The following is a 20457-nucleotide window of genomic DNA, read 5'->3' on the forward strand; positions in this document are numbered from 1 at the left end:
GCATCGAGCCGGGTGAAATCGAGGCAGTGTTGCGCGCGCAGCCCGGCATCGACGATGCCGTCGTGATCGTGCGCGAGGAACAACTGATCGGCTATGTCGTACGTGCGGCATCGACTCGGCTCGACCGAGACGATGTCTTCGCAAGGCTGCAAGCGCATTTGCCCGCCTACATGGTCCCCGCGCATTTGATCGAACTCGACGCGCTTCCGCTTACGCCGAACGGCAAATGCGATCGGGCGGCTTTGCCGTCGCCGGCCACCGAGGCCGAATTCGCCGCGCCGGCCAGCGAGACCGAGAGGGTGCTGGCCGAGATTTGGGCGCAAGTGCTGCGCCTAGACCGAATCGGCCGACACGACGACTTCTTCTTGCTGGGCGGACATTCGCTGCTCGCAGCGGCCGCGCATGCAAGGACGAATCGCCGGTGGTCGTTGGCCTTGCCGCTGCGTGCGCTGTTCGAGGCCCGCACGCTCGAACGGTGCGCGGCTTTGATCGACGCCGAGTTGTCCGCGCGCGAACGGCAAGGGCAAGGCGATGCGTACGCAACGATCGGCGCATTGCTCGACGAACTCGAAGCGAGTTGAGGCGAGGGTATTCGATGACGAATTCACTATCAAACAATACGCCGCCGCTTCGGCCAATGCCTTCCGAGGCCGAGCTGTCCTCACTCGCGCAGCGATTCGCTCGGCTGCCGACCGAACAGCGCGCACGCTTCGTCGGCAAGTTGCGCGATGCGGGCATCGACTTTCGCTTGCTGCCGATCCCGGCCGGCGTGGTGCCGGCTGTCTCGCGCGCGTCGTATGCGCAGACGCGAATTTGGCTGCATGCGCGCTTGATCGACGAGCCGGCGGCCTATCACATCGCCTTGCGTCTGCAACTGGACGGAGAACTTGATCGTGGCGCATTGCAGCGTGCATTCGATGCGTTGATCGCACGCCATGAGGCGTTGCGCACACGCTTTGTGGAGTCGCCCGGCGGCGGGCTAGAGCAGCATGTCGTGGAATGCGCCCTGTGTCCGTGGCACATGAGCGACGTGAGCGGTCAGCGTGCGGAGTATGCCGCGCGCGCTGCGGCTGACATCGCTCGCGCGGAAGAGGCCGAACCTTTCGATCTCGCGCGCGGCCCGTTGCTTCGCGCACACTTGATCGCCCTTTCGCCGAACTTGCATTGGCTCGTGGTGACGATCCATCACATCGCGGCCGACGGCTGGTCGGTCGATATCGTGCTTAGCGAGTTGTCGTCGCTCTACGCGGCATTGCTCGCGTCGAACGGCGATGCGTCCGTATCGTCTTTGCTGCCTGCGCTACCGATTTCGTACGCGGACTACGCGCAATGGCAAAGGCAGTGGCTCGAAGCGGGCGAGAGCGAACGTCAGTTGGCGTTTTGGCGGCAGTGCCTGGATCCGGCGGCCGGCGCGCTTTCGCTGCCCGGTTCTCGTCCGCGGCCGATGCAGCGCGACGCGCAAGGCGCGCGCCACCACTTCGTGCTCGACGCCACCTTGGGGCAACGTGTGCGTGCGTTAGCCCAAGCTCGACGAGCGACGCCCTTCGCGGTCTTGCTCGCCGCATTGCAGGCGCTGATCGCCCGAGCGTGCGGTGAGCGGCGCATCCAGATCGGTGTGCCCGCGGCGAATCGGGCCCGCGCGGAAACGGTCGGCCTGGTCGGCTGTTTCGTCAATACGGTGGTCGTGCCGGTGGATGTGGTGCCGCGGGGCCGATTCGATGTGCTCGTCGATCAGGTTCAGCGCGCACTCGTCGATGCGCAGTCGTATGAAGAGGTGCCGCTCGATCAGGTTATCGAGGCGTTGGGCGCAACTCGTCATGCGAGCCACCATCCGTTGTTTCAAATGATGGCGACCTACGGCGCGGCGCAGCCGCTGCCTCGGTTCGGACGCGCGCGTGCAATGTCGCTGCCCACCGACCTGTGCTACGCGAAGTTCGACTTGGCGATGGGTTTCGAGGCTCGCGAGGACGACGCCTTCGATGCGGCCTTCGTCTATGCGGTAGACCTTTTCGATGCGCGAACGATCGAGCGCTTCGCCAGCCGGTATACGCATTGGTTGACGAATGCGCTTGCGGCACCCGAGACCGCGATCGGCGATCTCGAATGGCTGACGGACGAAGACCGGCGCGAAATCGATGGATGTAACGGCGCTGCGGCACCCATCTCGGAGCAAGTCGCGGTGCAAGCGTCGGCGTTCGTGCCGATTCACGCTCGGCTCGCCGCGCTCGCAAAAGCCGAGCCGCAGGCGTGGGCCCTCGCCGATTCCTCGGTGAGGTTGACGCGCGCCGCGCTCGAATCGCGGGCCAACGCGCTTGCCCGGCAATTGATGCGAGCCGGCGTAGGCCCCGAAGTGCGCGTGGGTATCGCGCTGGGGCGCTCGGTCGAGCTGATCGTGGCTTTGCTTGCGATTTTGAAGGCGGGCGCGGCGTTCGTTCCACTCGATCCTTCGCATCCGATCGACCGCACCGCGCATATCGTCGACGACGCGCGAATCGATTTTGTCGTGACGCAGACCGAGCACGCGGCCAAGTTGCCGTTGCGCCCGCGGATGCGCTTATGGTTGCTCGACGATATGGCGCAGTGCGACGTATCGATGGACGACGAGGTTGTCGTGAACGCCATACCGCATCCGCGGCAAGCGGCGTATTTGATTTACACATCGGGCTCGACGGGCACGCCCAAGGGGGTGGTCGTCGAACACGGGGCGATCGCCATGCACTGCGAGGCGATTGCCGCTCGTTACGGGATGCGCGACGGCGATCGCGTGCTGCACGTCGCGTCGATCAATTTCGATGGCGCACACGAATGTTGGATGGCGCCGCTTGCCGCGGGCGCTCAGGTGCGTCTTAGCGACGATGCACTGTGGTCGCCGCAGCAGACGCTTTCGACGATTGCGCGCGAATCGATCACGGTCGCCGCGTTCACCCCGGGCTATGCGTTGCAACTCGCGCAATGGGCAGCGCGTCATGGTGCCCCGGCTTCGTTGCGGTCGCTGACCGTCGGCGGCGAGGCCACGTCGCTCGAAGCCTGCGCGACGTTACGCGCAGCGTTCCCGCGCGTGCGTATCGTCAACGGTTATGGCCCGACGGAAACGGTGGTCACGCCGCTCCTGTGGATGATCGACAGCGGCGACGAGGCGCCGGTCACCGAGGGGTCGGCTTATCTGCCGGTCGGCACGCCCGTCGGTGCACGCACGGCGCACGTGCTCGATGCCGGCATGGGCCTATTGCCGATCGGGGCGGTCGGCGAACTCTATCTCGGCGGCTTCGGCGTTGCCCGCGGTTATCACGCCCGCGCGGCGCTAACCGCAGAGCGCTTCGTGCCCGATCCGTTCGGCGAGCCGGGGACGCGTTTGTATCGGACGGGCGACCTCGTGCGTCGCCGCGCCGACGGCGTGTTCGAGTTCATCGGCCGCATCGATCATCAGGTCAAGCTGCGCGGTTTGCGCATCGAACTCGGCGAGATCGAGTCGCGGTTGATCGCTCATCCGAGCGTGCGCGATGCGATTGCGCTTGTCCGCGGTACTGCGGGCGACGCTCAGCTCTTGGCGTATGTCGAGCCGCTCGGTGCCGCATCGCTGGTGGACGGCGACATGCTATGCGCTTACCTGCGGGGCGTCGTGCCCGATTACATGGTGCCGTCGCGCGTGCTTGTCTTGGGGCGGCTGCCGCGCACGCCCAACGGCAAGATCGATCGGGCCGCGCTGCCGGCGCCCGAGGCGCGCGAGCGACGCTTCGAGGCGCCGGCGCCCGGTATCGAAACGGCGCTCGCTCAGATCTGGTGCGAGGTGCTCGGTACTCATCGCATCGGTCGAGACGACGAATTCTTCGCCGTCGGCGGCCATTCGCTGAAAGCGGTTGCAGTCGCGGCGCGCGTGGCCGAGCGGCTCGGCAAGGACGTGCCCGTGCGGGCGCTGTTCGAGGCGCCGACGCTTACCGCATACGCGCTGCGGGTGAAGGCGGCGGCGTCGCGCGTGGCTAGCGAGCGAGGCGTCGAATCGGACTCTTCTACGGCGCATGCGGTTCGACAGCCGGAGCAGGACGGACGCCTCTCCCATGCGCAGTCCGCGCTTTGGTTCCTATGGCGTGCCGCGCCCACGACGGCCTCGCATCACATCGCGGTGGCGATGAGGCTAGCCGGGCCGTTCGATGTTTCGGCATTGCAACAGACGCTCGAAACGACTGCTCGACGATTTTTGGCTTTGCGCACGGGCATTGTCGATGCAGCGCATCCGCGGCTCGTCGTGGCGGCGTCGGCGTCCGTCGAGTTCGTCTTCGACGATCTACGCGGGCAGGGTCACGAACAAGACCGAGTGGCGTACGCACGGCGTTGGACGGATGAAGATGCATTGCGTCCCTTCGCAATGAACGGGGCACCGCTGTGGCGGGCACGCTTGATCTGTCTCGACGATGACGACCATGTTTTGTCGCTGGTCGTTCATCACGTTTGCGCCGACGGTCAGTCGATCGCACTGTGGCTCGACGCGTTGCGAGAAGCCTATTGCGTCGGTATCGAGGGGGCAGCGATCGCACGCACGGTACCGGATGCGGGTCCGGTCGCCGGCCTAACGAGCACCGCGCCCGATACGGGCGAATCCACGGAACGCGACATAGCCTATTGGCGCGGGCAGTTGCTCGACGCCGCGCCGTTGCGGCTACCGCAGCCGACACAGCCCGTATCAGTCGAATCGATGGGGGGCTGGGCCGCGACGCGTATCGCCTTCGCATTCGATCGCGCGGTCGTGGATCGCGCAAGGGCGTGCGCGCAAGCCGCCAAAGCGACGTTGCCGATGCTCATGCATGCGGCGCTGAACATCGCGTTGGCACGCGAGCTAGCCGTGCTCGATCAGCCCGTGGGCGTGCTCGCGTCGAATCGAGACGCCGGCAATAGAGACGAGATGGGCCTGTTCGTCGAAACGTTGATCGTGCGCACTCGGATGCGCGAGGACGCGACGCTGCGCGATGTCGTGGCGGCGGTGCGCGACGCGACGCTCTCGGCCTACGAACATATGGCGACGCCGCTCACGACGGTGCTGGGTGCGATGCGCGAGGAGGGCGGCGACGGCCATCCGCTGCTGGCGGCGCTTTTCAACTACGTCCGAGCCGAGGCCGAGCCGATGCAATGGGGCGCCGTTCGAGCGGCACCGTTCAACGACATACGCCGCCGCATGCTCTTCGAACTCGAGCTCGATATTGCCGAAGACACCCAAGGAAATTTGCGCGGTGCATTGTCGTTTGCTCACGAGCGAGTCGATGCGGTTTTTGCACGGCGTCTCGCAAAGGTTTACACGGTCGCCGTCGAGCAACTGGCCGACCAACCGGCGGCGCGTGTGACGAAGGCGATTCTCGCCGCTTCGACGGTGGGCTCGGCACACATGGAACAGCAATGAATAAGAAAGATCGGTTGTCCGAAGCGAACCTATCGATCGTGTTTTCGGGGATGGAAGGCACGCCTGAACTCGCCGTCTCATGGGCCGGCGAGACGCTTACCGTGAATCGAACCGTCGCTACGGGAAGCGAGAGATCGGCGGAAGCGACTGTGTTGAACGCGCGGTGGCAACCGCAAGGCGGACTTGCCCAACTGACTTGGGCTGACGCGGCGGACCATGCGATACAGCATCCGGCGCTGTTGGCCGCATTAGCGGGGGCATTCGCGGCCGATCGTGCGTGCCGCGCAGTGCGCCTCGACACAGAGCGCTTAAGCCCTCGCGCACTCGATGCGTTGCGCCGTTGCGGCGTATTGACCTCGGATGGGCTATGTCTACGCGAGACATGGTCGCAGCAGCCCGACCTATGGCTGACCCAGGCCGCTCAGCTACCGCCGACGGCGCTCAGCTACGAGATGACCGGCGGCGTTCGCCATCCGCGCCGCGCGCCTTACCGCGACGGCATCGTCTATACCCGCGAGCTTCCCGCATTCGGCCACCGTTTCACGCTGCGAACCGCCTCGATCGAGTCCGATCTGGCCTTGCTCCACGGCTGGCTGAACGAGCCTCGCGTGAATCTGTTCTGGGGAGAGGCGGGCGAACTGGATGCGCACCGTGCTTACCTCGAACGTCAATTGGCGTCGCCCCATGTGCATCCGTTGATCGGCGCTTTCGACGACGAGCCGTTCGGCTATTTCGAGGCGTATTGGGCCAAGGAGGATCGGATCTCGCCCTTCGCCGAGCCCGGCGAACACGATCGCGGCTTGCACATGCTCGTCGGTGAAACGCGTTGGCGCGGGGCGCGGTGCGTAGCCGCGTGGCTGCCGTCGCTCGTGCATTACCTGTTTCTCGACGATCCGCGTACGCAAGCGGTGGTCTGCGAGCCGCGCCACGACAACGTTCGCATGATCGCTTATCTGCGCGAGCACGGCTTCGCCGCAGTGCGGCCGTTCGATTTTCCGCATAAGCGCGCGCTATTAATGCGCACCCTCCGCGAGTCCTTCTTCGATGCGCGGCCCATCTGACGGAAAAACATCTTGACTAGGAGAACTGTCATGACCAAACGAGACGAGGCGTACGACCTCATCGGCGTCGGCTTCGGTCCATCCAATCTCGCCTTGGCCGTGCGCTTGGCGCAAGAAGAGAGGGCAACGCCGTTGCGAACGACGTTCCTCGAACGTCAGCCCGAGTTCGGCTGGCATCGCGGCATGCTGCTCGACGATAGCCGCATGCAGATTTCGTTTCTAAAAGATCTTGCGATGCTGCGCGATCCGACGAGCCGTTTCACGTTCGTGAACTACCTGTTCGAGCAGGGACGCTTGCAGGACTTCGTCAACTTGAAGCAGTTCTATCCGACGCGCGTCGAATTCGAAGACTATCTGCGCTGGGTGGCACGCGGCTTCGATCATCTGGTCGGCTACGGAGAGAACGTCACGTCGATCGAACCCATCCTCGATCCTGTCGATCGTCGTGTCGTCACGCACTTGCGCGTGCATTCGACCGATGCATCGGGGCAAGCGCGGGCCCGCAACGCGCATGCGCTGTCGATCGGGATCGGCGGAGCGCCGGCGGTGCCTGCGCCGTTCGCCTCGCTCGCGTCGCGGCGCGATCCGGCGCTCGTGCATTCGTCGGCTTACCTGTCCTCGATCGGCCGCTTGGTGGGCGACGGGGCCGTGCGCAAACGGGTGGCCGTGATCGGCGGCGGTCAGAGTGCCGCCGAGGTATTCGTCGATTTGACGCGCCGTTTCCCTCACGTGGACGCCACATTGATCATGCGCGCGCCCGCGCTGCGGCCCGCCGACGATAGTCCGTTCGTCAACGAGATCTTCAATCCGTCCTTTACCGACATCGTCTACGCGCAACCGCGCGACGCCCGACGCGCGACGCTCGATGCGTTCAGGAGTACGAACTATTCGGTCGTGGATCGCCCGCTGATCGAATCGATCTATGAACTCTTCTATATGCAGCGCGTACGTGGGGACGCGCGCCACCGATTGATCGCCAATGCATCGATCGACTCGGCGCGACGCATCGATTCGAGCGCAAGCGCGGGCGGCGAAATCGAGTTGCTCCTGCGCAGCGCAGTAGATGCCGAGCGATCGGTCGAACGCTTCGATGCCGTCGTGCTGGCTACGGGTTATCGACGCGACGGTCATTGGGCGCTCTTGGAAGGACTGGCCGATGCGCTCGGCGCTTCGCCTGCAAGCTGCGACGTGACGCGCGAGTACCGCTTGCAAACGGGCGAGCACTTCCAGCCGCGCATTTACTTGCAAGGGTGTTGCGAGGATACGCACGGGCTCAGCGACACGCTGCTGTCGGTCCTCGCCTGCCGGGCGGACGAGATCGCCGGTTCGCTGTTGCAAGCGACGGCCGGGTACCGAACGACGAAAGACATTCGCGCGCAAGCGCGCAACGGGGTGAGCGACAGCCGCGAGGCCTTCGCTCTGTAATCGACCGTCGTTGCGGCGGGAGCGCTGCGCGGCACCAACTAGTGAAAAGAACGGAGTCATCGATGGAGTGGTTTGACGGCAAGGAACGGCGAGCGATTGCTGTGGCCGCGAGTGCCGCATTGTGGGCGGGGGCGCAAAGTTACGCGCATGCGCAATCCGCGCAAGGACAAGACGAGCGAGCGGGCGGCGTGAGCGTCCAAACGGCGCCGGGGACATCGGCCCAGCCGAATCAGTTGAACGGGGCGAACAATGCGGGCCCCGTCACGAAGGGCGGTACATTGCCGGCCGTGCGCGTGCGTGGTTCGAGCGCGCAAGATAGCGTGCGCGGCTTCGTCGCTCGTCGTACGAGCACGGCGACGAGAACCGACACGCCGCTCGAGGAGATTCCGCAAACGGTGAACGTGGTGACCTCGGCCCAAATCGAGGCGCAAGGCGCGCGCTCGATCAACGAGGCATTGCGGTATGTTCCGGGCTTTTCGTCTTACGGCGCGAGTACGCGTTCGGACTGGTACACGGCGCTGCGCGGCTTTACACCGAACGTCTACGTAGACGGCTTGCCCGTGCCGAGCACGATGAACCTCGCCGCTTGGCGCGTCGATCCGTATCAAATCGATACCGTGACCGTCCTGCGCGGTCCGACGTCGGTCCTCTACGGCCAAGGCGATCCGGGTTCGCTCGTCGACGTGCAAACGAAAAAGCCCACTAGCGAGCCGATCCACGAGATCGAGGTCCAAGTGGGCAACGACGCGCGCAAACAAATCGGCCTCGATCTCGGCGGCAAACTCAATCGCGATGGAACGCTGACGTATCGGTTCGTCGGCGTGGGGCGCGACGGCAATATGCCGACCGGGCCTAACGCAGACCAGCGTTTGATGCTCGCGCCGTCGGTGCAATGGCGGCCCGATGCCGATACCTCGCTGACGCTTTCGGCCACCTACCTGCACGACAGCACCGATGTATCCGACAACTTCTTGCCGGCCGTCGGCACGATTTTGAACAATCCGAACGGCGCGATTTCGCGCGATCTCTACACGGGCGATCCGTCGTTCTCGCGATACGACAAGCGGCAATGGTCGGTCGGCTATGCCTTCGAGAAGCGGTTGAACGACGTCTGGACGCTGCGCCAAAACGCGCGCTATGCGCATTTGTCGCTAAACAACGAGACCGTGTACGGCGGCGGGCTCGACACGTCCGATCCGACGCAGGCGACGCTGACGCGTTATGCGGGGTTGTTCCAGCCCAACTACACGCGGTTCGATCTCGTGAACGAGGCGCAGGCGCAGTTCCGGACGGGATCGATCGCGCACACGGTGCTATTCGGATTCTCGTATAGCCGGCAGTTGTCGACCGACAGCGAGCAGGCAGCGTTGGCGCCGAGCTTGAACATGTACAACCCGGTGTATACGCCGGTGTCGTCGGCGATTTTCTCGGGGCCCACCTCGTTCGGGCCCACCGACGTGCGCAGCACGCTCGATAGCTTCGGCCTGTACGCCCAAGACCAGATCAAATTGACGCCGCGCGTGGTCGTGACGATCGGCGGGCGCGAGGACATCAGCCGTACCCGTACCGACAACGTCGTCGCCGGCACCGAGCAAAGCCAACGCAACACGGCGTTCTCGGGCCGCGTGGGCTTCGTCTTCCTCGGCGATTACGGCCTTTCTCCCTACGTGAGCTACGCGACATCGTTCAACCCGACCATCGGCGTGACGGCGGGTGGGACGCCGTTCGCGCCGACGCGCGGCAAGCAGATCGAAGCGGGGTTGCGCTGGAAGCCTACGGCGAAAAACTTGATGTTGACGGCGGCCGTCTATCAGATCGACCAGACCAACGTGCTCACGCCCGATCCGAACGATCCGACGCACGTGAACAGCGTGCAGACGGGCCGCGTGCGCTCGCGCGGCATCGAGTTCAGCGCCGTGGGCAATGTGACGCGCGATCTGACCGTGGCGGCGGCCTATGCCTATCAGGACGTCAAGAACGTCGAGGCGAACGATGTTTCGTTGGACAAATGGCCCGTCGCGATCCCGCTGCCGCGCGAAACGGCTTCGGTGTGGGGCGACTGGACTTGGCACACCGGGCCGCTCTCCGGCTTGGGACTGGGTGCCGGCGTGCGCTACACGAGCGGGGCCGCGGGCGGTGCCGACAACGCTTTGCAGGTGCCGGCGTACACGCTATTCGACGCGGCTATCCATTACGACGTACGCAATTGGCGCTTCGCGGTCAATGCGACGAATCTTTTCAACCGGCGCTATGTGACGGGGTGCCAGAGCGATGCCGCCTGCTTTTACGGCAACGGCCGTACCGTTATCGCTACGGCGCGCTACGACTGGTAACGAGGAGAGGAATTTCGATGAACGAGCCGGCAGCTATGCATGACACCGTCCACGCGAGCGCGATCCGCTTACCGTACCCGCCGTGCGACGATCCGGCCGCTTTGCTGCCGAGCTTGGCCGAGTGGTTCGGCGCCGAGCGAGATCGCAAAACGGCAACGATCGCTTTGCGGTGCGAGGATGCAGCAACGCATGGGGCAACGGATGCGGAAAAGCGGCTTGCGTCGTTTGCGATGCGGGCCGTACGTGCCGGAGTGGCCGACCGTGTTACGCGCGATGGTGACACGCTGCTCGTTTCGACTTCGCGTGCGACGTTCTGGCAACATCCGTCGCCGTGGCTGACGGCGCCGTCCTCGGGCGGTGCGGCGCTCCGCTACGTGACGCAGGGCGGGCGCCGCTACCCGTCGCGACCGCCCAAGCCGACGGGGACCGTCTATCGGCGCTACCTGCCGGCACTCGCCTCGACGTTTTCATTGCGCACAGTGGACGTGAGCGAAGATACCGAGCGGTTTCATAGGTGGATGAACTCGGAGCGCGTCGCGCGGTTTTGGGGACTGCGCGGTACGCGCGAGGAACACGCCGCTTATCTGGAAGCGCAATGCGCCGACGCGCATGTCCACCCGCTCATCGGATGCTTCGACGATCGCCCCTTCGCCTATTTCGAGGTGTATTGGGCGAAGGAAGACCGCATCGCGCCGTTTTACGATGCGCATGACTTCGACCGCGGGCTGCATCTGTTGGTCGGGGAGCGCGATGCGCACGGACCGGGCAAACTGCACGCGTGGTTCAACGGCGTGCTGCATTACATGTTCCTCGACGATCCCCGCACGCAGCGAATCGTCGGCGAACCGCGCATCGACAACACGCGCCACATCGCGTATATGCATCGGCTGGGAGCCTATACGCTTAAGGAGTTCGACTTCCCGCACAAGCGTGCCGCGCTCATCGTGCTCGAACGCGACACGTTCTTCACGCACCACGGACCGTAATCGGTCGCTGTGCTATTTCGCCGGTCAATTGCCGGTTCGGCCCGGTTGTTGATCCGGCTCGGGCTCGGGCGTGCCGACGTCGGGAACGTCGTCGGGCGAGCCGGGGTTCGGTGCGTCGGGGATCACTGGCTGATCGGGGATCGGCGGGGTAGTGGGATCGCTGGCGGATAGACGCATGGCAGAGGTCCTCCTCGAATAAGTTAAATCGCAGCAAGCCGAGCGTGTGTTCAACCTTGGCTGTGCACGCCGCCTTGTAGCTCTGGAATGTTGCCGGGCCGATCGTGTACGACGAGGCGGTCGTCGATTTCGTCCACGCCGGAGATCGCGCTGATGGTCTGCACGAGCGGCGTATGCTCGGCGGCGAGGATATGCCCGGACAGTCCGACGCAACCGCCGCTGGCGGTGACGTCGATGGCACCCGGGCGGCTCGTTAGGTGGCCGAGTTGGCTTCTGACGCGCTCGGCCAAGATGGTGTCGCCGACCGGCTCGCCGCCTCCGTCCATTCGCGCCTGCGCCTTGGCATAGAGGCCGCGCGTTTGATCGGCGGTGCGCTTTGCTTGCGTGCCGGCGAAATTCGTCGCGCTGCGCTTACCTGAGCGGAGTTTGTCGCGCAGCGTCGCTCGACGCCGCCGTCCCATCTGCGGATCGAGGTAGTACATGACTGCCGCGCCCGCGGCGAGCGTCGCGATGCTGTTCAACAAGCTCTTCATGGGAGTCTCCGGTGAATCGCGGTTCGATTGCGCCCGCCGCGAACGCGGGGGCGAGTCCGTTTCCGGTCCAGCATCGCGCGTGCCCCGAGTGGCAGGATTACGCGCCGCCCCATTGCATACTGAGGCCGCCGTCGATCGTCCATGTTTGCCCAGTAACGTAATCGCCATCGTCGCTAGCGAGAAATAGCGCGACGCGTGCGATTTCCTCCGGCTGTCCGGCGCGATGCCAAGGAATCACGCCGAACGACTTGTCGCGCTTGGCCGGATCGTCGAGCCGGCTCTGGGTCATCGGTGTTTGAATGAGCCCGGGGGCGATGTTGTTGACGTTGATTTTGTCTTCCGCCACTTCGCGCGAAAGGCTGCGCGTCAACGAGCCCACACCGGCTTTGGCCATGCCGTAAGGCGCGCTGTCCGGTGTCGGCAAATGTTGAGCGACGGAGGAAATGGTGACGATGCGTCCTCCGCCGCCGCTTTGCTTACGGAGTTTGACGAATGCGCGGCAGCAAAAGAGCGGCCCCATTAAATCGGTCCGCAACACGCGCTCGAGTTCGGCATCGTCGATCTCAGCCACCGGTGCCGCGTTTGCGCCGACGCCCGCGTTGTTGACGAGAATGTCGAGTCCGCCCAACTCGCGCACGGCTTCGTCGAAGCAGCGTTGGACGCTGGCCGGATCGCCGACGTCGCCTTGCATGACGAGGGCTCGGCGTCCCGCGGCTTCGACGCGCCGGCGGGTTTGCTCCGCGCCGTCGCGATCGGTGTGATAGACGACGGCGACGTCGGCGCCTTCTCGCGCGAAAATGTCGGCGATGGCTTGTCCGATGCCCGAATCGGCGCCCGTGACGAGCGCGCGCTTATCTTTCAATTTCATCGTGGCCTCCAGTGTTCAAAGGATGCGAATACCGCTTTGGGACGGGGCCGCAAGCGCCATGCCGAGCACTGGGGCACAATGCCTGCTCGCAACGATAGAGATAGCGCGACGAACGCTGCGTGCGCCGGTGGCGCGATAGGCGGCCCGGCGTGGATCGCGGCAGTTGAGTTGGAAAGGGACAGTCATGACGCAAGAGAACGGTTACGCAAAGACGGCGCCGACGCGCGCCGAGGTGGATGCGCTTATGGGGGCGGCAGTGCTCGAATTCGGCACGGATTGGTGCGGGTACTGCCAGGGCGCGCAGCGTCATATCGCCGAGGCGCTTGCGCGCGCGCCGCAGCTCAATCTCAATCACCTGAAGATAGAGGACGGCCCCGGGCGTCCGCTCGGACGCTCGTTCAAAGTCAAACTCTGGCCTACGCTCATTTTCTTGCGCGACGGGGTCGAGGTGGCGCGGGTCGTACGCCCGACCGACGCGCGCGCGGTCGCAGAGGGAGTCGCGGCGCTGGCGTGAGCGCCTCGCTATCCGCGCGCGGTGTCGGCAGACGCTACGCTGCGCGTTTCGTTCTGGGGCATGATCGTGGCGTTTCCGTAGGAGTACTGACGATGAAGACGGCGCGCAATCCACGTGCCGCGCGCCCTAGGTAATGTCCCTCGACTCGGTTGGCCGTTTTTTCTGAAGTCGCACGTCCAATTGAAATGAATTAGAAAGTTTCGGGCGCATTGAATAGAACGATCTTTATATCTTAATTGACGTTTGCCTTACTAATGGTGCGAACTCAATGGATATATGGATTGCTAAATAAAATAAAAAAAGTTCCCGCGATCACTCGTAGTCGAAAAAGGCGTGCGCCACGGCCGTCCGTGCCGATTCGCGCGCCGTGCCTTGACAAGCATATTATTCGCGCATAGTTTCTTACCGCCGATGTCGTCGGCACATTTTCATTCGAATTACCCTCCGAAATCCGGCAGTAAAAAAGCTCCATCGGCAGTTCGTTTCAAACGGTAATTATTTCGTTCGGTTTGATAGTCAGGCTCTTGGTCGTGATCGAGAAGAGGGCTGGATGTCGACCGTTGTCGTGCATTGCGTGTCGCAAAACGGCGTGCGAGAGACGGCCCGGTCATCGAGAAACGGCAACTCAAACACCAAGGACAACAATGAAGATGCGAGATAGGAGTGGTATCCAGGTAGCCCCGCGTCATGCGCGCGGCGGTCTATGGCTCGGTGCGATCGCGGCGGCGGTGCTTGTGTTGGCCGGCTGCGGCGGCGGTGACGGCGGCTCGTCCGCCGTGACGAGCGCGAACGCGCAGCAGGCGGCCACGGCGGCGGCTTCGCCCGTCGCCAATGCGCAAGGTCAGCCAATGCAGAATTGCTCGACCGATCAGCCTTATACGGACCCGGTCGCCTATTCGGGCAACGCGACCGATAGCCTCGACCCGTCGCTCGTATCGGAAAAAGCGGCGGTCATGCATCACACGTGGACGTCCGGCAAGAAAACCGTCTACTACACGACCACGACAGGACACTTGACGGCATCCGATCTCGGCGGCAATGCCGAGGCGACGATGTCGTATGTCGCCTACACGGCACCGAGCACGAACGGCAAGCCGCGTCCGGTCACGTTCTTCTATAACGGCGGCCCCGGCTCATCGTCGATTTGGTTGCGGCTCGGCTCGTTCGCGCCCACACGCGTGGCGACGCCCGACCCGCTCATGACCAATTGGCCGAACTTCCCGCTCGTCAATAACGAGCAGAGCTTGATCGATACGACCGACATGGTCTTCATCGATCCGCCGGGGACCGGTCTGTCGGAAGCGATCGCGCCGAACAAGAATCAAAAATTCTGGGGCAGCGATCCCGACGTGAGCGTCATGCGCGACTTCATCCGTCGCTATATCGCGGTGAACCACCGCACGAGTGCGCCGCTGTACTTGTACGGCGAATCGTACGGCACACCGCGCACCGACATGCTCGCGCTCTCGCTCGAATCGGCCGGCGTGCCGCTGACGGGGATCATGCTGCAATCGTCGATCCTGAACTATTTTGCCGATGCGATCGAGGCCGTGGCGATTCTGAGCGGCAATACGATCGATATGAACGCGCTCAAGCTCGATACGGACACGCTAAGCGGTTACTACCCGGGTTATGCCGCGGTATCGGCTTACTTCAATCAACTGGCGATGCCGAGCATCCAGCCCGATCCCGCGCTGTTCGCGTTCCAATCGGAGCTGTTCGCCTCGACGCACTATCATGCGTTCAAGCAATACGCGCAGTCGTGGGTGCTGAGCCAATTGGGCGTGCCCGATTTCCTCGGCCCGCCGGTGTTCCCGAGCGCGCCGACGCTGGCTTCGTGGACGTGGGCGTCGGGTTTGTCGATGCAGTCTTTGACGGGCTACTTCAATGTGAACCCGTTCAATTCGATGTTGCTGCCGGGGACGACGATCGGCCGTTACGACGGCCGCGTCTCGCTGCCGAACTCGGATCCGAGGCTGCAAACGGACGGCGACCCGTCCGACATTCTGATTTCGCAGCCGTTCACGACGGCCCTCGCGGTTCAGATGCCGACGTACTTGGGCTATAACGCGCCGAACGCGACGTACCTGCCGCTGAACGACAACATCATCAACGTCTGGGATTTCTCGCATGACGGCCAGCCGCTGCCCGATACGGTGCCCGACTTGTTGGCGGCGATCGAGCTCAATCCGCAGTTGAAGGTGATGGCGTTGAACGGGTATCACGATTTGGCTACGCCGTTCTTCAGCACGGAAAAGCAACTCGCGCGGTTGCAGACGGTGCAAGGCTTGAATCCGAACTTGCAGGTGACGTTCTATCCCGGTGGGCACATGATCTACCTCGACGATCATGCGCGTCCGAAGATGAAAGCCGATCTGCGTGACTTCTACGCGGGCCGGCCGGCGCCTACCGCGCTCGGGTTGTGGATGTTGCCGCCGCCGTGGAGCGACGAAAGCCCGGCGGGCACGCCGACGCTGGCGGCCGCCCAAACCACGACTCGGTAACTGGCGAACGCTCGTTACTTCGGCTACCTTTTACTTGTGAGCGGATCATGTCACCTATCGATATGCTAAGACGCCTTACCCCTTGGATCGCGCTTGGCGTGCTGGCGAGCGCGGCCCACGGCGCGACGCTGCAATCGGTCGCGCCCGTGCAGTTGCCGCATCGCGGCAGCGGCGTGGACGGCCCGTATTTCCCGAGCAAGCGGGTCACGGCGGTTATGCCCACCACGGGCAGCGAACTTCAACAGCAGGCACAGGCGCGGCTCGACGCGCGTCTAGGCGCCAACACCGTGTTCAGCAACGGCGCGGCGATTACGAAGTCCCAAGCGCAAGCGAACGGGCTCGGCTATATCGCCAATCACTTCAACGAGATCGACACGAGCCATAGCGGACGCGTCACGATGAGCGACGTCAAGCAGTACCTGCAACAACGTCAGCGTCAGCAGTAACCGCTTCGCATCGCCGGTCGTCACCGCTGCCCACGCGCGTTTTTTTCGCGCGCGGGCAGTTTTTTATTGGAGATCGATCGCGCGCAAGCGCGGTAGGCATGCACCTTGCGGCCGCTGGAATGAAGCAAGCGATGAGCTTGGCCGTCAGCCATCTTTGCCATCTTGTATAGGAGGTGCCTCATGCCAGAACGCAAAACGCTCGCGCGCGCAGAAGCGGACAAGCGCGCCGGCAAGTCCCCGTCGACGCAAGCGGGGGAATTCGTCAAAGAGGAAATCGACCGCGTGCGTGCCGGCAAGCACGGTGTGCGCTCCGCGAAACAGGCCGTCGCGATCGGCTTGTCCAAGGCACGGCGCGCCGGCGTCGAGTTGAAGCCGCCGAACAAGGGCGCGGCGAGCGAGGCGACACGGAAGAAAGCCGAGAAAGATACTGCCGCGGGGCAGGGCAAGGCGCGCCCGTCAGCGAACAAAGAGACGAAGGCTAAACGCTCGCGCACTACGACGGCCGTTTTGCAACGCGAAAGCGGGCGCGGCGCGTCGCACGAGGCGGTGTCGAAACAGGCGAAATCGGCTGCGGCTAAACGCCCAGCCGCCAGCCGTTCCGCCGCCGCGAAAAAGGCCGCAAAAACGAAGGGCGCCGCCGTACGCTCGGCCGCCGCGAAGAAAGCCGCTCGCACCCGCGCCGCGCGTGCCCACGCGCATCATTGATGCGGATCTAAACGCGCCGGACGCGAACGTTCGCGGGGCCTCGCGCATGCATGGTCGACGAGCCCCGGAACGCCCATCGCCTCTTGATCCAAATCAACGCGATGCGCTCGGTCGGCCGCAAACGGGGGCCGATCCGTCAGATCATTGCACCGGTGTGCGCATCGCGTCGATGCGCGTTTACCTGATCCGAAAACAACGCACAAATCGGCGTCGAAATCTAAAGAATCCTGGCTGAGAAGTCGTTAACGCGAGCATGAGCCGATCGAACGCGGCTCGCTGTCTCGCCCGCTTCGCACTGCGGGTCGAGAGCAAACAAGAATCGCTACGGGGAAAGTACCTTGAATCAGCAACGAACGTCCTGGACGCGTACGGCCGCGCCTGGTGAAGTCATCTATTCCGAAGGTTTCGCCGGGGAGGCCGTCCTTTACGTCATCACCGAGGGCAAGGTCGAATTGTCGACGCGCTGCGACGACAAGAAGGTCGTGCTCGCGACGATCGGCAAGGGCGAGTTTTTCCGGCGAAGCGGTGCTGCTTCAAGCCGAACCGCGGGCGCATACGGCTAAGGCGTTGTCGTTTTGCCAGTTGACCGTCGTGCACGCGAGCATGGTCGAAGAAGAACTAGAGCGCGCGTCGCCGCTATTGCGGCACATCGTGCGGACGACGATCCGCCGCGGCCGCAAAAAAGACGATCTGCTCGCCACCTACACCCATGCCGACTTCCTGCCGGGTGTCGTGTCGTATGCGCACGTGCTCGCGTTGATGGCGAACGTGGACAACGCCGATTCGATGGACGGACGCATGCGTCGCGGCCAGCCCGACGAAGTGGCGGTGCCGTTGCCCGAGGTCATCAAGAAATGCCGCGCGATCGCGGGCCATTCGCGGCCGCACGTCATGACGATGCTCGGCCGCATGGAAAAGCTGAACCTCGTTTCGTTGGGGACGGGGCGCGCGGAACATCTGAGCGGCAATTCCCGCCTCGGCGGCGATCCCGCTTCGAACCGCCACGTGGTGACGTTCGATCCGTTGCGCATTACCGAGCGGGCTCAGCAAGTGGCCGACCAGGATCTCGACATCGCGATCAATAGCGAATTGGAGCTGATCGAGCTCGCCGATCTAGAAGCGTTGGTCGGCGTCGAGCGCAAGATGTTGCTCAACAAGCTGTCGCACGACGAGATCGCCGAGGATGTGTTCGCCTTCCGCAAAACGAAGGTGCTCCACTACGTCGAGGAAAAGGGCGTGAGCTACTTCGCCAAACGCGCACGCGGCAGCGGAGAGATCAAATCGCTGGAGGACATCGAGTTCGTGGATCACCGCACGCTGTTCGACGCGGTCAGCGCGACCGATACGTACGATTTGGCGAAACTGGCGGCCTCGACGGGCGACCAGGCGATCGTCGACAAACTGTTCTCCGTCATGACCGAAGCGCGCAAGAAAGAAGTGTCGTGGGTCATGCGGCGCGATTTGAAGCTCGATCAAGCCGAAGTGGAAGACATCGAACAGCGCTTTCTCCAAGCGATTCGCGACCTGAAGGCGGCGAGCGGCCACGGAGCCGGCGCGCATGAGCCGCGAAGCGTGACGCAAGCCGCGGGCGGCCCCTTAGGTGGGGGCTGCCGCGCGCGGCGGCGGTCCGCTCGGGCCGCGTGGCAAACGTAAAAACGTTCGGAGACCTCTTATGGATCTGCTAACCGTTATCGGCGCGCTATTCGGCGCGGCGGCCATCGGTGTGGGTTTTTGGCTCGAAGGCGGGCATTTTTCGACGCTGCTTCAAGGCGAAGCGTTCGTCATCGTGCTTGGCGGCACGTTGAGCGCGGTGATGATTCAAAACACGTGGTCGCGCTTTTTCGACGGCATCAAACAGCTTCACCTCGCCTTCATGAAGGCGCGGCAAGTCGATCGCGACAGTTTGTCGACGCTGCTCGAATGGGGCGATCAGGCCAAGCTGAACGGGATGCTCGCGTTCGAGTCGATCGATGCGACGGCATCAATGCATTCGCGAAGCGCGGACTGGAGCTGCTGGCGAACGGCGTCTCGACGGCCGTCCTCGAGGATGCGCTGCATCGGGAAATTGCGGCCTACGAGCGCAACCGGATGGCCGCCGCCCGCATTTGGCAGCAGGCCGGCGGCTACGCGCCGACGTTCGGCATCCTCGGCGCGGTGCTCGGCTTGATTCACGTCACCGGCCACGTCCTCGAGCCGGCGCAGCTCGGCAGCGGCATCGCGACGGCCTTTACCGCGACGCTGTACGGCCTCGCACTGGCCAACCTCGTCTTTTTGCCGCTGTACGGAAAGATCAAGGCGCAAGTCGATAGCGAGCTGCGCTTTCGGCGCCTTTATATGGATGGCTTGCTTGCAATTTCTCGCAAGGAATCGCCGCAGACGATCGAGACGCGACTTGCCGCCGAGGTGCGCGAGCGGGCGGCGGAATCGCTGGCCTGATGCGCTCGCTCGCCACGGATTGGAGTGACTGCCGATGAGCACGTTGACGGACGGAAAACGCGCCGGGTCCGGCCAAGCAGATCACGACGCGCACGACGCGGAGCACGAGCATTCGGAGCGTTGGCTCATTTCCTACGCGGATCTGATTACGACGCTCATGGTGTTTTTCCTCGCGCTGTACGTGCTCGAACTCGCGAAAGACCGCGATTTGCAGACGAAGGCATTGGAAGCGCAGGTCGCCAGCACGCGAGCGCAGAGCGTAACGAACGCGAACAAGGCGCTCGACGCGCGCCGCACGGCGGCGCAAGCGGCACTCGTTGCACTGCTGGAACCGCTCAGCGACCAGCATGCGATCACGGTGGCGCAATCGCCGCAGGGCGTGGAAATCGCGATCAACGCGAAGATTCTTTTCAATTCGGGCGACGCGCGTCTATTGCCCGATTCGGTCGGCGTGCTCGAGCGCGTGGCCAAAGTATTGGCCACGCATTCGGCGAAAAACATTTGGTCGAAGGGCATAGCGACAGCGTCCCGATCGCCAACGCGCAATACGCGTCCAACTGGGAGTTGTCGGCTGCGCGTGCAGGCGCCGTCGTGCGTTTCTTCGTCGAAAAGGGTATCGAGCCGCACCGGTTGGCCGCGATCGGCCGAGCGGACAACGTGCCGCTCGTACTCGGTGAGGATGCGGCTGCGCGCGCGGCCAACCGCCGGGTGACGATACTCGTGCAGCAGTAACGTCACGACGGCTCGCCGCGCGAGCCGATCAGTCGCGCTTGTTGAGCGTGCGGCGGAGCCGTTGCCGCCGAAGAGCGCGTTCAAATAGGTCTTGCTGTTGTTCAGCGACGTGAGCAGCCGGTTCAACGCCGTGAACTGCGCGTTGTATTGCGCCGTGAGCGTCTGTTGATACGTTGTCAATTCACCTTGTTGCTTCGTCAGCGATTTCAGCTCTTCGTTGAGCGAAGCCGAACGCTTGTCCATCTGCCCGACGGTGGTCAGCGTGTAGTCCCCGAGCATCTTGTCCAATTGCTGACCGATGCCGTTCTTGCCGTTGAACACCGACGACACGAACGACGGATTCGACGT

General features: G+C 63.7%; 13 protein-coding genes and 4 pseudogenes. 13 read left to right on the plus strand and 4 right to left on the minus strand.

The features are described 5' to 3' along the window. From AB1286_RS20355 to AB1286_RS20380, 6 genes are all read left to right on the plus strand, one after another. Positions 1–581 (plus strand): AMP-binding enzyme (locus AB1286_RS20355; RefSeq protein ID WP_430365147.1); only part of this gene is annotated, 581 nt, incomplete at its 5' end. Between the two features lie 56 nt (positions 582–637). After that, positions 638–5389, plus strand: a complete 4752-nt coding sequence (locus tag AB1286_RS20360; protein ID WP_430362066.1) for an amino acid adenylation domain-containing protein — start codon at positions 638–640, stop codon at positions 5387–5389. Further along, positions 5386–6450, plus strand: coding sequence for a GNAT family N-acetyltransferase (locus AB1286_RS20365; protein WP_430362065.1), 1065 nt, complete (start codon positions 5386–5388; stop codon positions 6448–6450). The genes AB1286_RS20360 and AB1286_RS20365 overlap by 4 nt, the downstream gene beginning before the upstream one ends. 30 nt (positions 6451–6480) lie before the next feature. After that, positions 6481–7875: a lysine N(6)-hydroxylase/L-ornithine N(5)-oxygenase family protein gene (locus AB1286_RS20370; RefSeq protein ID WP_430365148.1), complete on the plus strand. Its 1395-nt coding sequence runs from the start codon at positions 6481–6483 to the stop codon at positions 7873–7875. Between the two features lie 62 nt (positions 7876–7937). Continuing rightward, positions 7938–10208 (plus strand): TonB-dependent siderophore receptor, encoded by a 2271-nt coding sequence (locus AB1286_RS20375; protein WP_430364980.1) that lies wholly within the window; start codon positions 7938–7940, stop codon positions 10206–10208. Positions 10209–10243: 35 nt separating this feature from the next. Then, positions 10244–11194: a GNAT family N-acetyltransferase gene (locus tag AB1286_RS20380; protein ID WP_430362064.1), complete on the plus strand. Its 951-nt coding sequence runs from the start codon at positions 10244–10246 to the stop codon at positions 11192–11194. Between the two features lie 24 nt (positions 11195–11218). Here AB1286_RS20380 and AB1286_RS20385 read toward each other — a convergent pair whose 3' ends face one another. From AB1286_RS20385 to AB1286_RS20395, 3 genes are all read right to left on the minus strand, one after another. Beyond that, positions 11219–11371: a hypothetical protein gene (locus AB1286_RS20385; RefSeq protein WP_430362063.1), complete on the minus strand. Its 153-nt coding sequence runs from the start codon at positions 11369–11371 to the stop codon at positions 11219–11221. Between the two features lie 50 nt (positions 11372–11421). After that, the gene (locus AB1286_RS20390; RefSeq protein WP_430362062.1) at positions 11422–11904 is read right to left on the minus strand and encodes a BON domain-containing protein; all 483 of its coding nucleotides are present in this window, start codon (positions 11902–11904) and stop codon (positions 11422–11424) included. Positions 11905–12001: 97 nt separating this feature from the next. Beyond that, positions 12002–12772 (minus strand): SDR family NAD(P)-dependent oxidoreductase, encoded by a 771-nt coding sequence (locus AB1286_RS20395; protein ID WP_430362061.1) that lies wholly within the window; start codon positions 12770–12772, stop codon positions 12002–12004. A gap of 184 nt (positions 12773–12956) precedes the next feature. On the opposite strand from AB1286_RS20395, the gene AB1286_RS20400 reads away from it, so the two are divergent. The 7 genes and pseudogenes from AB1286_RS20400 to AB1286_RS20430 all read left to right on the plus strand — a co-directional run bounded on the left by AB1286_RS20400 (position 12957) and on the right by AB1286_RS20430 (position 20109). After that, positions 12957–13286 (plus strand): thioredoxin family protein, encoded by a 330-nt coding sequence (locus tag AB1286_RS20400; RefSeq protein ID WP_430362060.1) that lies wholly within the window; start codon positions 12957–12959, stop codon positions 13284–13286. Positions 13287–13936: 650 nt separating this feature from the next. Then, positions 13937–15790 carry a S10 family serine carboxypeptidase-like protein gene (locus AB1286_RS20405; protein WP_430362059.1) on the plus strand — a complete coding sequence of 618 codons (1854 nt, stop codon included), beginning with the start codon at positions 13937–13939 and terminating at the stop codon, positions 15788–15790. 47 nt (positions 15791–15837) lie between these two features. Beyond that, positions 15838–16236, plus strand: a complete 399-nt coding sequence (locus tag AB1286_RS20410; RefSeq protein ID WP_430362058.1) for a 2-oxoglutarate dehydrogenase — start codon at positions 15838–15840, stop codon at positions 16234–16236. A gap of 180 nt (positions 16237–16416) precedes the next feature. Next, positions 16417–16941 carry a DUF6496 domain-containing protein gene (locus AB1286_RS20415; RefSeq protein WP_430362057.1) on the plus strand — a complete coding sequence of 175 codons (525 nt, stop codon included), beginning with the start codon at positions 16417–16419 and terminating at the stop codon, positions 16939–16941. Between the two features lie 338 nt (positions 16942–17279). Continuing rightward, positions 17280–18498 (plus strand): annotated as a pseudogene (locus AB1286_RS20420) (Crp/Fnr family transcriptional regulator); the annotation flags it as partial. Positions 18499–18613: 115 nt separating this feature from the next. Further along, positions 18614–19377 (plus strand): annotated as a pseudogene (locus tag AB1286_RS20425) (flagellar motor protein). Between the two features lie 34 nt (positions 19378–19411). Continuing rightward, positions 19412–20109: pseudogene (locus AB1286_RS20430) on the plus strand (OmpA family protein). A 108-nt stretch (positions 20110–20217) separates the two neighbouring features. Here AB1286_RS20430 and fliD read toward each other — a convergent pair. Next, positions 20218–20457, minus strand: a pseudogene (gene fliD / locus AB1286_RS20435) (flagellar filament capping protein FliD); the annotation flags it as partial.

This window comes from Trinickia sp. NRRL B-1857, assembly GCF_050470685.1.
GTDB lineage: Bacteria > Pseudomonadota > Gammaproteobacteria > Burkholderiales > Burkholderiaceae > Trinickia.

Bases quoted from the DNA above. Each gene is read 5' to 3' on its own strand.
- AB1286_RS20360 (WP_430362066.1), top strand. From the start codon at position 638: ATGCCTTCCGAGGCCGAGCTGTCCTCACTCGCGCAGCGATTCGCTCGG.
- AB1286_RS20385 (WP_430362063.1), bottom strand. From the start codon at position 11,371: ATGCGTCTATCCGCCAGCGATCCCACTACCCCGCCGATCCCCGATCAG.
- AB1286_RS20375 (WP_430364980.1), top strand. From the start codon at position 7,938: ATGGAGTGGTTTGACGGCAAGGAACGGCGAGCGATTGCTGTGGCCGCG.
- AB1286_RS20370 (WP_430365148.1), top strand. From the start codon at position 6,481: ATGACCAAACGAGACGAGGCGTACGACCTCATCGGCGTCGGCTTCGGT.
- AB1286_RS20395 (WP_430362061.1), bottom strand. From the start codon at position 12,772: ATGAAATTGAAAGATAAGCGCGCGCTCGTCACGGGCGCCGATTCGGGC.
- AB1286_RS20365 (WP_430362065.1), top strand. From the start codon at position 5,386: ATGAATAAGAAAGATCGGTTGTCCGAAGCGAACCTATCGATCGTGTTT.
- AB1286_RS20410 (WP_430362058.1), top strand. From the start codon at position 15,838: ATGTCACCTATCGATATGCTAAGACGCCTTACCCCTTGGATCGCGCTT.
- AB1286_RS20380 (WP_430362064.1), top strand. From the start codon at position 10,244: ATGCATGACACCGTCCACGCGAGCGCGATCCGCTTACCGTACCCGCCG.
- AB1286_RS20390 (WP_430362062.1), bottom strand. From the start codon at position 11,904: ATGAAGAGCTTGTTGAACAGCATCGCGACGCTCGCCGCGGGCGCGGCA.
- AB1286_RS20405 (WP_430362059.1), top strand. From the start codon at position 13,937: ATGCGAGATAGGAGTGGTATCCAGGTAGCCCCGCGTCATGCGCGCGGC.
- AB1286_RS20415 (WP_430362057.1), top strand. From the start codon at position 16,417: ATGCCAGAACGCAAAACGCTCGCGCGCGCAGAAGCGGACAAGCGCGCC.
- AB1286_RS20400 (WP_430362060.1), top strand. From the start codon at position 12,957: ATGACGCAAGAGAACGGTTACGCAAAGACGGCGCCGACGCGCGCCGAG.